This window comes from Nostoc sp. 106C, assembly GCF_002154725.1.
In the GTDB taxonomy this organism is placed as follows: domain Bacteria; phylum Cyanobacteriota; class Cyanobacteriia; order Cyanobacteriales; family Nostocaceae; genus Aulosira.
The window spans coordinates 1-15,220 of the sequence record NZ_MTAW01000037.1 but is presented as its reverse complement, the minus strand read 5'-3'; the positions used below and the strand labels follow the sequence as shown (position 1 = coordinate 15,220).

Here is a 15,220-nt window from a genome sequence, read left to right as displayed (position 1 = left end):
ACAAACTCAGACCATCATCATACATCTTTATATTGTGGTACAGCTTTGGCTATGCACAATTTCTATGGGAATGAGTTGAAAACCACTACAAATCTTAAGTTTTTGGTTTTGCTGGTTTTTGATACTTACCTGGATACTTCCGTTGGAAATATTCCTCCATAATTTCTAAAATTATTGGCGCAGCAACACTACCACCACCACCACCGGAATGTTCAGCAAAAGCTACTATCAATAACTCTGGCTTATCGGCTGGAGCATAAGCACCAAACCAAGCGTGATTTTGTTTCACCCCACGCTTCCAGGCTTCGGCTGTGCCACTCTTACCAGCTACAGGGGGAACTGTTGGTTGATTCAAAGCTTTACCTGTACCTTCTGCTACCACCTTCCGCAGTCCTTCCCGCAGAATCTGAATAGTTGTTGGCTGCATATCTAACGATGAACGCCAATTTTTTGCCTCTTCATGATCTTTGAGTAAATGCGGCTGGACTCGATAACCCCCATTAGCAGGCACAGCAAACATGATCGCGACTTGTAGGGGAGTGGTTTGTAAAGCACCTTGACCTATTGACATATTAATACTGTCGCCTACAGTCCAAGGCATCTTCCACACTTTCTGCTTCCATGTCTGATCGGGAACTAAACCTTTTGTTTCTTCGGAAGCAAACTCAAAGCCAGTTTTTTGCCCAAATCCATACTTACGAGTCCACTCAATTAAAGTGGGACCGCCGACTCCCCGACCAATTTGATAAAAGAAGGTATCACTACTCCACTGTAATGCTCCGACAAAACCCAAAGGGCCAAATCCGGCGTGGTTCCACTCACCAAAAGTAGTACCGCCAATATTCAAGGAACCGTAGGTTTGTAGCACTGTGTTCGGAGAAAATTTACCCGATTCCAAGCCAGCTGTTGTGGTGACAATTTTAAAGGTACTGGCAGGTGGAAAGGCGCTAAGGGCGCGATTGACTAAGGGATGTTCTGCACCTTGTACACTTTCCCAATCTTTTTGCGAAAGTTTCTGCTTAGAGAAAATATTGGGATCAAAGGTGGGGTGAGACACCATTGCTAAAACAGCACCATTCTTGGGATCAATTGCCACGATCGCACCGTTGCGATCGCCCAAAGCTTTTTCCGCTGTCCGTTGCATATCCAAATCTATGGTCAAGTGCAAATCGTTACCAGCTTTTGCCTGTTTTTCTCCCAAAACCCGTAGTGGTCGTCCAGCACCATCAACTTCTACCTGTTGACCCCCCCACTCGCCTCTGAGTGCCTTCTCATAAGCCTTTTCCACCCCCATCTGACCGATTACATCTCCCAAACGATAGCCATCTTGCTTCTTATCTTTTAACTGTTCAGCAGTCAGTTCACGAATATAACCCAGTACATGAGCCAGTTGCTTTCCGTGAGGATAATAACGCACAGCATCCAGATGTATTTCTACATCAGTTAGTTCGTTATGATACTCCTTTAATGCTGTAATCTCGGCTTCATCTAGGTCACGCGCAATCCTGATCAGCGATGAAGAATTCCTACCTGCCTCTTCAAGTTTTTTTTCAATGTCTGCTTGGGGAATTTCGAGAATTTTGGAGAGACGCGCACCCACAACTGGCCAGGCAGGTTTGGTATGAGCCATTGGCCACAAATATACAGACCGAGGATAGCGAGTACTAGCTAAAAGTTTGCCATTGCGGTCAAAAATATTACCCCTTTCTGGTTGTTTGGGGATCATTCTAATTCGGTTGGACTCGGCTCGCTTGCGGTGATTTGAACCTTCAACAATTTGGAGGTATGCCAAACGCGCACCTATGGCACTTGTCATCAATAGAGTAAATATAATCAGAAATATAGGCTGAAAGCTTCTGCCAACTGTACGTGTATTTTTTTTCCCAAGTGGAGTTGGTTGCAATAAGGCCATAGGACGAATGATTACTGCAAAATTAAAATAATCTGTATACCATTGATGCTGAGCTTTTACCCAGCATTAAATACTCTTTCACTGGCAAAAGTATAAAGAATGAACGACGACCTATGCACTTCAGCCTTTATACTGAATGCTGAATTTAGTCTCCAGTGCTACCACCATTCTGATTCTTACCTTCAGACTCTAGTTTTTGGTACTTGCCTGGATACTTATGCTGAAAATAAGCTTCCAGCACTTGTAAGGCCATTGGGCCACAAACAGTACCACCATGATCGCCAGAGTTTTCACCAAACCCCACTACAACAATTTCTGGCTTATCGCTGGGTGCATAAGCACCAAACCAAGTGTGATTTGGACGACCACCACCGGCTTCCGCAGTACCACTTTTTCCTGATGCAGGGGCAATGGTTGGCACATCCAAGCGTTTCCCTGTACCCTCACTTACCACCTTCCGCAATCCGTCCCGGAGAACGTTAATGGTTGTCGGCTTCATATTTAATGAGACTCGCCAGCTTTTTGCTTCTTCATGGTCTTTGAGCAAATGGGGCTTCACTCGATATCCACCATTAGCAGGTACAGAAAACATAATTGCTGATTGCAGAGGTGTCACCTGCAAAGCACCTTGACCAATTGACATATTGATAGTGTCACCTACAGTCCAAGGAATTTTCCAGGCTTTCTGCTTCCAATTCTCATCGGGAACTAGACCTTTTGATTCTTCGTTGGCAAACTCAATCCCAGTTTTTTGACCAAACCCATATTTGTGACTCCATTCAATCAAAGCTGGGCCACCAACTTTTCTGCCTACTTGATAAAAGAAGGTATCACTACTCATAGCGAGCGCTCTGGGAAAGCCCAAAGGACCAAATCCGGCGTGGTTCCATTCACCAAAAGTTACTCCACCCACAGTCAGGGAGCCGAAGGTTTGTAATACACTGTCGGGCGAAAATTTACCTGTTTCCAACCCAGCTGACGCGGTAATAATTTTGAAGGTACTAGCTGGTGGAAAGGCACTCAGAGAGCGATTGACTAAGGGATGGTCTTTACCTTGTAAAGTTTCCCAATCTTTCTGAGAGAGTTTTTGTTTAGAGAAAATATTGGGATCAAATGTGGGGTGAGAGGCCATTGCTAAGACAGCACCATTATTCGGGTCAATTGCCACAACTGCACCTTGAAATTTCCCTAAAGCTTGGTCTGCTGCTTTTTGCAAATTTAAATCTATTGTTAAGTGCAGATCATTACCAGCTTTAGCCTGCTTTTCTCCTAAAACCCGGATAGGACGACCAGCACCATCTACCTCTACCTGCTGACCGCCCCATTCCCCCCTGAGGATTTGCTCATAGGCTTTTTCAATCCCCATTTGACCAATTACATCTCCCAGCCTGTAGCCTTCTTCCTTCCTGTCTTTTAGCTGTTCCGCAGTTAATTCCCTGGTATAGCCCAGTACATGAGCTAATACTGCGCCGTGGGGATAGTAGCGAACAGCTTCTGTATTAATTTCTACTTCCGGGAGTTCGTTGGCATACTCTTTCAATGCCGTGATTTGCGCCTCGCTGATGTCGCGTGCAATCCGGATGAGTGAAGAAGAATTAGCACCAGCCTGTTTGAGTTTCTTTTCCATCTCATCTTGGGTAATGTTGAGAATTTTCTCTAGGCGCGGTGCGACAACTGGCCATGAAGGCTTAGTGTGAGCCATCGGCCACAAATATACAGAATGAGGATAGCGAGTACTGGCTAAAAGTTTGCCATTGCGGTCGAAAATATTGCCTCGTTCTGGTTGTTTAGCAATCATCCGAATTCGGTTGGACTCTGCTCTTTGCCGCAGTTTTGGTCCTTCTACAATTTGTAAATAAGCTAGACGAGCATCAATACCAGCCGTCATTAATAATGTAAATCCAATTAAAAATATTGATTGGAAACCACGACCAACTGTACGCGTGTCTTTTTTGCTACCTGGTAGGGCTGATGGTAATAAAGCCATAAAAAAAGATTAAAGATGTCGAAATTTTAGTATTACTTGTATACACGATCCTATAGACCGCTACTCAGTATAAATCGTCAAATAATTGCGAGAATATCTTCCCGAACAATTGTTTTTGACGGATACAATGAACCAAAGTGCATAGGTAGGCTGCTTAATAGACTACCTGAATGTGCACAATCACGTAAGCTCATGGCATTTTACTGAGGATTATGGCTCAAACTGTGACGCAGAATCAGGAGGAGATGATGGCTTTGCAGCCGCTTGATATTGAGCTGCGTAACGTGTTCAAGTTTTTTAACCAAGAACCAGCAGTCAATGGAGTAGACTTGGACGTTAGACAAGGAGAATTCTTTAGTATCCTAGGTCCTTCTGGTTGTGGCAAGACAACTATATTACGTTTGATTGCTGGGTTTGAACAAGCTGATGCTGGTAAGGTATTGATTCAGGGTCAGTCTATGACCAATGTCCCGCCTTATCGCCGACCTGTCAATACAGTATTTCAAAGCTATGCACTGTTTAATCACTTGAATGTGTGGGATAACATTGCCTTTGGACTGCGGTTAAAAAAAATTCGCAAACCGGAAATCGATCGCAAAGTCAAAGAAGCTTTAAAACTGGTGAAAATGGAAAGTTTGCGATCGCGCTTTCCCAATCAACTTTCTGGTGGACAACAGCAACGGGTAGCTTTAGCTAGGGCTTTAGTCAACCGTCCCTCCGTCGTGTTACTCGATGAACCATTGGGGGCATTAGATTTAAAGTTGCGTAAGGAAATGCAGGTCGAGTTATTAAATTTACACAAAGAATTGGGGTTGACCTTTATCATGGTGACCCACGACCAAGAAGAGGCACTATCCTTAAGCGATCGCATAGCCGTGATCAATCAAGGCAAAATTGAGCAAGTTGGTACTCCTAGCCAAATTTACGAATTTCCCCGTACCGCTTTTGTTGCTGATTTTATTGGTGATACTAATTTATTTAGCGGTGAAATTGTTGCTGTAGAAGCCTCTACCATCCAAATCCAAACCAAAACAGGACTAACAATTATCGTTAACCGTAATGAAGATACACCTATTGAATCAACCGAACCAGTAGTAGTCAGCGTCCGCCCAGAAAAAATTCAACTTTCGCTTTATCCGCCTAATTTGCCAAGTAACTGCTTTGAAGGAAGGCTTGTCAACATCATGTATTTAGGGACTCACGTCAATTATGTTGTGGAATTAATCAACGGCATCAGCATTAATGTTTTGCAACCTAATACCTTTGGTAGCTTACCAGATGCTGATACACCCATCTATGCTTGGTGGACAGAAAGTGATTGTTTGGCTATTAGTCAATAGGCTTTTGTCATTGGTCATTTGTCATTTGTGTTTAGCTAATGACAAAAAATAAATATCAATCATAATTGCTGGAAAATATATAAACTATTAGCAACTAATAAATGTCGACTAAGCGTTTCCAGGAGTTACAAATTTATCAATTATCAGAACCATTAGCAGATGACATTTGGAAAATAATTGACGGATGGCATTTCTTTGCCAAGGATACAATTGGTAAACAGATTGTACGTTCCGCAGATAGCATAGGAGCAAATGTAGCAGAAGGCTTTGGCAGAGGTAATTATCAAGAAAATAAACGTTTTGTTAAGATAGCGCGAGGCTCATTAAATGAAACTCAACATTGGCTAAGACGAGCTTACACTCGTAATCTTTTAACTACTGAACAGATAATTCAATACTAATAATCATTAATGAACTAGCACCAAAATTAAACTCATATCTCAACTCAATTGGTAATCTACCAAATGACAAATGACTAACAGACGAAAATTTTTACAAGGAATAACAGCACTTTCTAGCTTGTCATTAGCTGGGTGTGGCTGGAGGTTGGCTGATGTCAGAGCTAATACTAAAACTTCTGGTCAACGCGATCAACTGTATATCTATACCTGGACGCAATATACAGACAATCAATTACTAAAAACTTTTAGTACTCAAACTGGGATGAAAGTCCTGGCAGATGTATATGACTCCAATGATGTCATGCTAGCTAAATTGCAAGCTGGAGGTGGTAGTAATTACAGCATTATCTATCCATCTGACTATATGGTGCAGAAGATGGTGGAGAAAGATTTACTCATAGAAATAAATCATGAGCGCTTAATCGGATTAGAGAATTTATTTCCACGTTTTCAAAATCCAACTTATGACCTCAAAAACCGCTACAGTATTCCCTTTAATTGGGGCACAACAGGTATAGTTTATAATTCCGAAATCCTCAAAGATGCACCAGAAGATTGGGATTATCTTTGGCAAAATCAGGAACGACTTAAAAAACGGATGACTTTGCTCAATGATGTCCGTGAGGTTATGGGTGCAGTGTTGCGGATGCTAGGTTACTCATACAATTCACAGGACGAAACTCAAATTAAACAAGCTTATGAAAAATTGAAAGAACTTAAACCTGGAATCACTGCCTTTGACACCGAAGCTTGGCAAAATCAAATTCTGGCTGGAGATTTATTATTGGCAATGTGTTATTCGGCAGATGCAATCCGAGTCAGCAGAGAAAACCCTAAATTGAAGTATGTAATTCCTCGTAGTGGTTCTTCATTATGGACTGATACAATCGTAATTCCTAAAACAGCCCTAAATATAGATGGAGCCTATGCTTGGATTAACTTTATTTTACAGCCAGAAGTAGCTGCTCAAATTAGTCTACGTCTTAATATTGCAACTCCTAATCTCTCGGGATTCGAGCAATTGCCAATCAATTTCCAGCAAAATATCAGTTTATTTCCTCCAGATTCAATTATAGAAAAATGTGAACGTATTAGTCCTTTAGGAAAGTTTGATGAGATTTATGAACGCTACTGGACTCAATTAACCAGCAGTTAAAAAATTAAAATATTTTAAAATTTAAATGCCTAAATCAAATTATGTCTAATCAACATTCGGAAACTCAATTTCATTCACGAAGTCATATTGCAAAAATACAAAAATGGCATTATTCAAATTTAAATTGGCTCCAACCTTTAATATTACTGGCACCATCTGGTATTTGGTTACTACTGTTATTGGTACTGCCAACATTAATAATTTTTGAGTTGAGCTTAGTAGCAGATATCCGACCAGGAGATTTAGTTAATCCAAATGGATTACAAAATTATATGCGGATATTTGATCCACTTTATATTCAAGTAATTCTGCGTTCACTTGGTTTAGCAAGCAGTACCACAATTATTTGTTTAATTCTTGGTTTTCCCGTTGCTTATTGGATTGCTCAAATAGCACCAAAACGTTGGCGAAATTTATTATTATTAGGCTTTATTTTGCCTTTGTGGACTTCTTCACTACTTCGCTCGTACGCTTGGATTACCATTCTGCGTCCAAGTGGTTTGTTAAATACTTTATTAAAAAGTTTACATTTCCATCCTTTAGAATTGCTAAATAGGACACCTTCTGTAGTGATTGCTATGAGTTATAGCTTACTTCCCTACATGGTTTTAATTTTATATGCTTCTTTAGAAAAGTTAGATATACGGTTACTAGAAGCAGCAGCAGATTTAGGAGCAAATCCTACACAGACTTTTTGGAAAGTGACAGTACCGCAAATCTTGCCAGGGCTTACTGCCGGTTCTATGCTGGTATTCATTACAGGATTAGGAGATTTTGTGAATCCAGAATTACTAGGTGGTGCCTCTAGTATGACGGCAGCAAGATTAGTATACAACCAGTTTCTAGGCGCTACCCAAAATTGGGGGTTTGGCTCAGCTTTGAGTATGACATTAATTTTGCTAGTTAGTATTGCGATCGCCTTGATAATTAAGTTTGGCGAGGCTACACCTAAGCGTTAATCAATTTCAAAGTATCCGTCACCCTGTTGGTAAGGCTTTTCCAAAGGATAGGGTACGGGTACACGAATAAAGGCTACTTTCGTAAGCTTGAGCTTGTAGGCTTATCCAAACAAGAAATAGCTAATTACTCATAACCAAATTACTAGATTTATCGCTGCGCTTGTTGATTAAATCTCCGATAATAGAGAGTAACTTATCCTCTAAATATGGCTTAGTTAAGTAAGCTGTTGCACCCAAAGCTTGAGCAAGCTGGCGATGTTTTTCAGCACTGCGAGAAGTGAGAATTACTATAGGTATTTCAGTAAGACTTGGGTTGTGACGGACATTAGATAAAAATTCAAAGCCATTCATGCGTGGCATTTCTAAATCGGAAATTACCACTTGAATTTCAGGATGCAGGTGCAATTGCTCTAGAGCTTCTACACCGTTTTGTGCCTGTAATACTTGATAGCCAGATTTTTGTAGAGTCAGAGAAAGAGTTTGGCGAAGACTAATTGCATCATCTACTACTAAAATTACTTTTGATGACTTTTGATTTGGCGATAGAGACTGACTTAGCTGAAGTTGTGTAGTCTCTGTGGTAGGAGAAGGAGCTAGTAGAGGCGTAGAGTTAGAAATTGAACCCGGCAGAGTGAAGGCTTTTGTATTTGCTAAATAAGCTGTTGATGGTGCAGTGTTCTCCAATGTTGCTTGCATCTCGTAAGAGTCTAGCAACAGAGTAGGATCGATAACTAATATGAGATTACCACTAGCTAAACTACTGCAACCATAAATATATTTTGGTGGAGCGATCGCATTTCCCAAAGGTCTAATTACTAGTTCTTGTTCACCGATAATTTGGTCAACTTCTAAACCAAAAATTTCTTGATTACGCCGTAGTAATAAGACAGGATGCTTGGTAATTCCTGCGTCATAGGCAGTTGATAGATTATTTAAATTAATACTATTGAAAAATGATCCACTATAATACATTAACTCAGAAATTGGACGTAAGCTGACCATACGTTCATCTTCCGCAGTGTTATAATATAATACTTTTTTACCCTCAAATTCTTTAATTTGCTGTTCTGAAGGAATTAATATTTTTTCGACATTATCTAAGAGCAAAGCATAAAAAACACCACCTGCTTGCACTAACATTAATTTGTCGGTAGTCATAGAAAAAGGAATTTTTAGTACAAATGTTGTGCCTTGGTTAGGCAATGATTTAACTGAAAAAGAGCCATTTAGAGATTGTATTTGAGAACGTACAATATCTAAACCCATACCACGTCCAGAAATTTCGCTTACCTGCTCGACTGTAGTGAATCCAGGTGAAAACATCAGTTCTAAAAGCTCTGATTCAGTAGCGTTATAACCATCGCCTTTAACTTGCTCTTCTGCTGATATAAGATTTAGCTCAACTGCTCTTTTACGAATTTTATCTAAATTCAAACCCTGACCATCATCCCGAACTTCAATAATAGTTTGGCTACCCTGATTATAGGCACGAATTTCGATTAAAGCTTGTTCTGGTTTACCCAGAGATTGGCGTACTTGAGGCATTTCAATACCATGATCAAATGCATTACGCACTAAATGCAACAGAGGTTCGTAAAGTTTTTCCGCGATCGCTTTGTCTACCAATACTTCTGTACCTGTTAGTCTCAAATCTACAAATTTGGCATAAACATTTCCCATTTTTTTGACCATTTGAGGGAAACGATTCAGAATGTTTCCTAAAGGTGACATCCTTGCTTCTACTAAATTATCAATAATATTTAGTGTTAATCTCTGTTTCTTATCACTAATTTGATTAGCTTGAGTTAGCAATAAATCTAGGGATTCGGTGATTTCTTGTAGTTGTAGATTCTCTTCCATTGCTTCGTGCAACTTCATCTGAAATTCTGTATATGCATCCATTTCTAAATCATCAAATTTTACAGATGCAAAATTTTGATTGTGTTGTAAAGCATTATTTTGCATCTGGGACGGTAAATCACCTAATTGATTTAAAATTATTTGTTGTTTACCGATACGTTGAAATAAATGCTCAATTATTTCTTTAAATTGTTCATCCTGTAATATCCGCTGTTTTTGCTTAATCAGTAGCTCACCTGCTAAGTAATTAAGGCGTTGTAATCCCTCAGTATCTACTCGTACAAACGAGAGGGGTCGAGAATTTTTCTGAGCGGAGGTAGGTAATTTATCTTTGATTTCTCGTTCGTTTTGAATAGTAGAATTAGCAATATCTATACCTGCTAACTCCTGGAAAGCTAATGATTCATCGTTTTGTTCTTCAGGTTGAGTTTCAACAATCTCATGGATATGGTTGAAATTAGCTTCTCCTCCCCAAATTGTCTCTAATAGATGATCTGTTTCTGGAATAGCTTTTTCTTTAAAAACTAGCAGTTTTTTAAATTTTGGATTATCAATCCAATTTTTCTCCTGGGCTGTAACAACAGGAAATTTTTTATATTCTTTAGCTAATTTACCAATTTGCTGTTGCAGCGTTGGGATGACGGAAGCATCTTTATTTACTTGGCCATTTGTGTAATGAAATTTAACAACAGCCAGAATAATTGTATATATAACACCTTTACGGTATATACAAAGGCTTTGGCTGTCTTCTATATCTTGTACAAACTCTAAATATTTACTTAACCAATTTTCAATATAAATGACTGAATTTTCTCCTTCAGCAGCAACAAGGAGAGCCAAATTGAGTTTTTCTTTGCTAATTTCCATTTGGTGATTGAACCAGCCAAAAATGTAGCGAATTACTTTAATATAAAACTTAGCCTTTGCTGGTTTTAATGGCTGATTTTTAGTGTTACCAAATGTCGTTAAAAATTTATATAATTCCTTGATTTCGTTTCTCAAAGCAGCAGTAGTGACAGATGGTTTTGTCGTTGGTTCTGACTCATCTGTTACTATTTGTGTTAAATGGTGTAAAGCTGGATCAGGTTCGCCACCAGAAATGCGATCGCCTGCCAATACAGATGCTTGTGCCTGCTGTAAATTGGTGAGAGCAACTTTCCCAATCTGATGTGCCTGCTTGGGGTTAGCTTTTAGTGCAGCTAGAATTGTTTGGGCGATCGCACCGAATCCTGGTAGATTCAAAGATTCTGCCAACCCAACAAATACTTCGGCTTGAGAGTTTAGCAACTGGGCGAATTCTGTCGGATCTATTGTGCTATTGAGAGCATCAGCTATACTTTCTAAGCGTTGCTGTACTCCTACTTCAAAGATAGACTGAACAAGATCGAATCCCAATTCTTCCGAAGTAGGAATATGAGCCTCTGCACCATAAGCATCACCTAGTTTTTCTTGTAACTGAGCAAACGTTGAAGCTGCTCGTTGGAGGATTTCTTCACCATTCACAGTACTGCCTGTTAGTTCTGCGGTTAGTGCTAAACTAAGGCATTCGTAAGCTTGTAGGATCAGAGTTTGTAATTGTTCATCAATGACAACATTTGGGTTATATAGAGCATTAAAGACATCTTCTAGAGAATGGGCGATCGTGTGAATTACTTCTAGCCCAACATTAGCAGCTCCTCCTTTAATTGTATGAGTTGCCCGCATTAACTTATGTACTTTAGCTGTACTAAATTCTTCTGATAAGCTAAACAGTTCTTGCTCTATAATTTCTATTAATTCTGGAGCTTCAGCCAGAAAATAAATATAACCCTGTTCGCGAATATCAATGTCTGTAGTCATAATTTTTGATGTTAAATTAGGATTTTCAATTTAGAGGTTTATCTTTGCGGATTATGATGCTTATTTAACATAAATTTGAGCGGTAGCTATTGGACAAAATTTCCCAACCTTTGAATAAGGGATTGGCAATAAGAGGTAAGGTAGAGAATTCTTCACCTTTAACCTCTTAGCGCTTATTTATCTCTAAAAAGCTGCACCCTTCAATAATTCAAAGGGCGCGATGCTTTATCAATTAACCTTGAACTTGCTTGCAGTGGCTAATAGTTCTTTTGCCATCCCTGATAACTCTTGAAAGACAACAGCCATTTCATGAGATTCATGAACAGTTTTGTGAGAAATTTCTGCTACATCTTTCATACTTGCAGTTACCTTAACAGACTGGTCCATTTGTTTTTGGGTTGCTTCGGTAATCCGCTGGATTAACTGACTAATTTCCGCAGTTGCACTCACAATTTCGTTCAAATTTTGTCTGGCATCACCCACAAGATTTGTACCTTCTACCACCTGTTGGATGCCTGTTTCCATAGCTACTGCTACTTCGCCTGTTTCTGCTTGAATCTCTTGGACTAATTTCTCAATTTCAATGGTAGCTGCTGCTGACTGGCGAGATAAAGAACGGACTTCATCAGCTACCACTGCAAAACCTTTGCCATATTCACCCGCACGGGTGGCTTCAATGGCTGCGTTGAGAGCTAGTACGTTTGTTTGTGTGGCAAAATTACTAATTAAATTCACCACTTTTGAGATTTTTTGGGAAGATTCACTAAGGCGTTTAATCTTTTTACTAGTTTGCGCAACAGTTTCGCGGATTCCTTGAATAGCTTGTACAGTTAGGTTCATAGCACTGTCACCAGACTCTACAGTTTGGTTGGCTTGTTTTACTGCTACCCGCACTAACTCAGCATTAGCTACCACAGCTTGTGTAGAGTCAACCATCTGTTGAATTTCGTCTAAGGCTGCGGTCATATCTTCGGACTGTTGTTTTGCCAGGTTGGTGAGTCCTGCTAGTGATGCTTCACTACTACCAGAAGTTTGCACAACTTGTTGGGCAGCGGCTTGTACCTGAATGACAATTTGCCGAAGTGCTTGCAGGGTATTATTGTAAGCGTCAGCAATTGTACCTAGCTCATCTTCTGTAATTGGTGCACGTACCGTCAAGTTACCATTTAGGGCCGGTCTCAGGGCTGTTAAGAGTTGAATAGATCGCTGTTGCAGTAACTCCTTAGCTGCCTTTTCTCGTGCGGCTGCTGCTGCTAATTGTGCTGACTGTGCCTGTGCTTGTTGCAAATACTCAGTTTGTTGTAATGCTAACCCTAACTGATCGCCAATGCGGGCTAGTAAGCTGACTTGCGATTCTTCCCAATCACGAGTGCTGGAATTTTGATAAGCGGCCAGCAATCCCCAAAGTTTTTCGCCAAAAAATACTGGAACTATAACATAAGCTTTAACTTCAAATTGCTCTAAAATCTCGATATGGCAAGGAGCATGACCTACCTGATAGATATCATGAACAACAAAGTTTTCACCTTTGGCATAACGACCTCCTTGAGTTTCTTGTAAGTGGGTATCTTCCCAAACAGTTTTGATATCCGGGCCTACGAGTTTTACCCAATTGTGACCCACTGACTCAGCCACAAATTCGCCACTCCAGTTAGGGTTAAAGCGGAATACACCCACGCGATCGCATCGTAGTAATTGCCTGATTTCTTGAGTGGATGTTTTGAAGATTTCCTCTACGTCCAAGCATTGGCGGATGCGGTTGACTAGTTTGGTGAAGGCTTTTTCTTGTTCGGCTATCTGAGCTAGTTTTTCTGATTTAACCCGCACCTGTTCAAGATATTCTATCTGCGATTTAGCTAGACTAAATTGCAAGCCAATTTGAGCTAAAAAGTTTACTTCCCAACTTTGCCACTCACGAGTTCCAGAGTTTTGATAAGCTGCCAATAATCCCCACAATTTTTCTCCAGAGAAGATAGGAACTATCACAAAAGCTTTAGCTTCAAACTGCTCTAAAATTTCAATGTGGCAAGAAGTCAAACCCACTTGATACATGTCATTAACGACAAAGTTTTCTCCTTTGGCATACCTACCTCCCTGAGTCGCCTGCAAGTGAGTATCTTCCCAAACAGTTTTAATATCAGGCCCTACCAGTTTTACCCAATTGTGACCCACTGACTCAGCGATAAACTCGCCACTCCAGTCAGAATTAAAGCGATAAACACCAACGCGATCGCATCGCAAAGATTGGCGTACTTCTTGAGTGGTTGTTTTGAAAACACTTTCGGCATCTAAAGATTGGCGGATACGGTTGACAATCTTAGTTAAAGTTTTTTCCTGTTCAACTATTTGAGTTAGTTGCTCAGTTTTTGCACGTACTTGTTCTAGATATTCTGCTTGTGAGATAGCTACACCAAATTGCGAACCAATCTGAGTCAAAACGTTAGCTTCCCAAGTTTGCCAATCACGAGATCCAGAATTTTGATAAGCTGCTAGCAAACCCCATAATTGTTCCCCAGAAAATATAGGTGCAATTATGTAAGCTTTCATTTCAAACTGCTCTAAAATATCAATGTGACATTGAGCATGGCCTGCTTTATAAATGTCCTTGACTACAAAGGTTTCACCCTTGGCATAACGACCTCCTTGGGTTTCTTGTAAGTGGGTATCTTCCCAGACCATTTTAAAATCGGGTCCTACCATTTTTACCCAACTATTACCCACCGACTCAGCCACAAACTGCCCACTCCAATCGGGATTGAAGCGATATACTCCGACGCGATCGCATTTCAGGAGTTGGCGGATTTCGTGAGTAGTTGTTTGAAATATTTTCTCGACAGATGATATGTGGAGAATTTTCTCGATAACTTTGGCTACCGATTTCTTCGCCAGTGTTTCCTGTTGCAGCCCTGTTTGGGTTGTAAAGTTGTGTAGTCTGTATGTAAGTTCTGTGGAAATTTGGGAAAGTAGAGTGATTTCTACTTCTTGCCAATGTCGTGCTGAAACACAATTATTTACTACTAGTAAGCCCCAAACTTTACCCTCCACTACAATCGGTAGACTCAGACTAGCTTTAACTTGAAATTTTTCTAGTAGTTGTTTCTGATAAGGGGTGAGTTGTATTTGATTGATATCATCAATAGCTACAGGTTCTAAATAATCTGAACTGTTATATAAGCCAAAAATAATGCCAGGAAGATTTTCGCCTAGAGTCGGTGTCCAACCTAAGCTTCTAGATTCTGCTAAAACAGTCCCAGCATCAGAGCTAGTAAACTGATAGATTAAGGCGCGATCGCCTGCCATTTTCTCCCTGATTTGTGCTACGGTAACTTTGAGTAAAGTATCAATATCTGGAGCTTGGCGTAGCTGACTAGTAATACTTTGCAACTGTTGCCGCCAACTTTTAAATTCCTCAGCTATCGCATTTAATATAGATAATTCATCACTAGCTAGACTTGCTATATTAGTGCTACCATTCTGATTTTCTAATTTTTTTAAATCGGTAACAATATTACTATTTTCTTGACCATTGTTATACAATAATGTCATTTTAAAAACCTCAATAATTGTTATTATTAATAATCTGATAGTTTGCAATTCCTAATTTGCCATTTATTGGAAACTTTTAATTATGATTGCCCCACATGGGAGCTTGGAGAATCGCCAGGGCATCTAAATTAAACACAATTCCCGTGTCAGGTTTAATAAAATATCGTAAGGATTCAGGTCTAATATTGTGGAAGCAAAGAAGGACAAGACAGACTATTAT

General features: G+C 40.0%; 8 protein-coding genes. 4 read left to right on the top strand and 4 right to left on the bottom strand.

Going from position 1 to position 15,220, the window contains the following annotated elements:
• Positions 1-94 precede the first annotated feature (94 nt).
• On the bottom strand, positions 95-1,912 hold the full coding sequence (gene mrdA, locus BV375_RS01825; protein ID WP_086756631.1) for a penicillin-binding protein 2: 1,818 nt from the start codon (positions 1,910-1,912) through the stop codon (positions 95-97).
• Between the two features lie 145 nt (positions 1,913-2,057).
• A complete protein-coding gene (mrdA, locus tag BV375_RS01820; protein ID WP_086756629.1) occupies positions 2,058-3,899 on the bottom strand; it encodes a penicillin-binding protein 2 in 1,842 nt (613 codons plus the stop codon).
• Between the two features lie 212 nt (positions 3,900-4,111).
• On the opposite strand from mrdA (BV375_RS01820), the gene BV375_RS01815 reads away from it, so the two are divergent.
• The 4 genes from BV375_RS01815 (at position 4,112) to BV375_RS01800 (ending at position 7,755) form a co-directional block, all read left to right on the top strand.
• Positions 4,112-5,239, top strand: coding sequence for an ABC transporter ATP-binding protein (locus BV375_RS01815; protein WP_086756627.1), 1,128 nt, complete (start codon positions 4,112-4,114; stop codon positions 5,237-5,239).
• 101 nt (positions 5,240-5,340) lie between these two features.
• The gene (locus BV375_RS01810; RefSeq protein ID WP_208096138.1) at positions 5,341-5,640 is read left to right on the top strand and encodes a four helix bundle protein; all 300 of its coding nucleotides are present in this window, start codon (positions 5,341-5,343) and stop codon (positions 5,638-5,640) included.
• Between the two features lie 70 nt (positions 5,641-5,710).
• Positions 5,711-6,796 (top strand): spermidine/putrescine ABC transporter substrate-binding protein, encoded by a 1,086-nt coding sequence (locus tag BV375_RS01805; RefSeq protein ID WP_086756624.1) that lies wholly within the window; start codon positions 5,711-5,713, stop codon positions 6,794-6,796.
• A gap of 41 nt (positions 6,797-6,837) precedes the next feature.
• Positions 6,838-7,755, top strand: a complete 918-nt coding sequence (locus BV375_RS01800) for an ABC transporter permease (protein ID WP_086756622.1) — start codon at positions 6,838-6,840, stop codon at positions 7,753-7,755.
• 120 nt (positions 7,756-7,875) lie between these two features.
• On the opposite strand, the gene BV375_RS01795 is transcribed toward BV375_RS01800, so the two are convergent.
• Together BV375_RS01795 and BV375_RS01790 are read right to left on the bottom strand one after the other, a co-directional pair.
• Entirely contained in the window at positions 7,876-11,454 is a 3,579-nt protein-coding gene (locus BV375_RS01795; RefSeq protein ID WP_086756620.1) for a hybrid sensor histidine kinase/response regulator, read from the bottom strand.
• A gap of 228 nt (positions 11,455-11,682) precedes the next feature.
• Positions 11,683-15,000 (bottom strand): GAF domain-containing protein, encoded by a 3,318-nt coding sequence (locus tag BV375_RS01790; RefSeq protein ID WP_086756618.1) that lies wholly within the window; start codon positions 14,998-15,000, stop codon positions 11,683-11,685.
• Positions 15,001-15,220 lie beyond the last annotated feature (220 nt).

Excerpts from the sequence above, each read along its gene's own strand:
- mrdA (WP_086756631.1), bottom strand. The coding sequence starts at position 1,912 with ATGGCCTTATTGCAACCAACTCCACTTGGGAAAAAAAATACACGTACA.
- mrdA (WP_086756629.1), bottom strand. The coding sequence starts at position 3,899 with ATGGCTTTATTACCATCAGCCCTACCAGGTAGCAAAAAAGACACGCGT.
- BV375_RS01815 (WP_086756627.1), top strand. The coding sequence starts at position 4,112 with ATGGCTCAAACTGTGACGCAGAATCAGGAGGAGATGATGGCTTTGCAG.
- BV375_RS01810 (WP_208096138.1), top strand. The coding sequence starts at position 5,341 with ATGTCGACTAAGCGTTTCCAGGAGTTACAAATTTATCAATTATCAGAA.
- BV375_RS01805 (WP_086756624.1), top strand. The coding sequence starts at position 5,711 with ATGACTAACAGACGAAAATTTTTACAAGGAATAACAGCACTTTCTAGC.
- BV375_RS01800 (WP_086756622.1), top strand. The coding sequence starts at position 6,838 with ATGTCTAATCAACATTCGGAAACTCAATTTCATTCACGAAGTCATATT.
- BV375_RS01795 (WP_086756620.1), bottom strand. The coding sequence starts at position 11,454 with ATGACTACAGACATTGATATTCGCGAACAGGGTTATATTTATTTTCTG.
- BV375_RS01790 (WP_086756618.1), bottom strand. The coding sequence starts at position 15,000 with ATGACATTATTGTATAACAATGGTCAAGAAAATAGTAATATTGTTACC.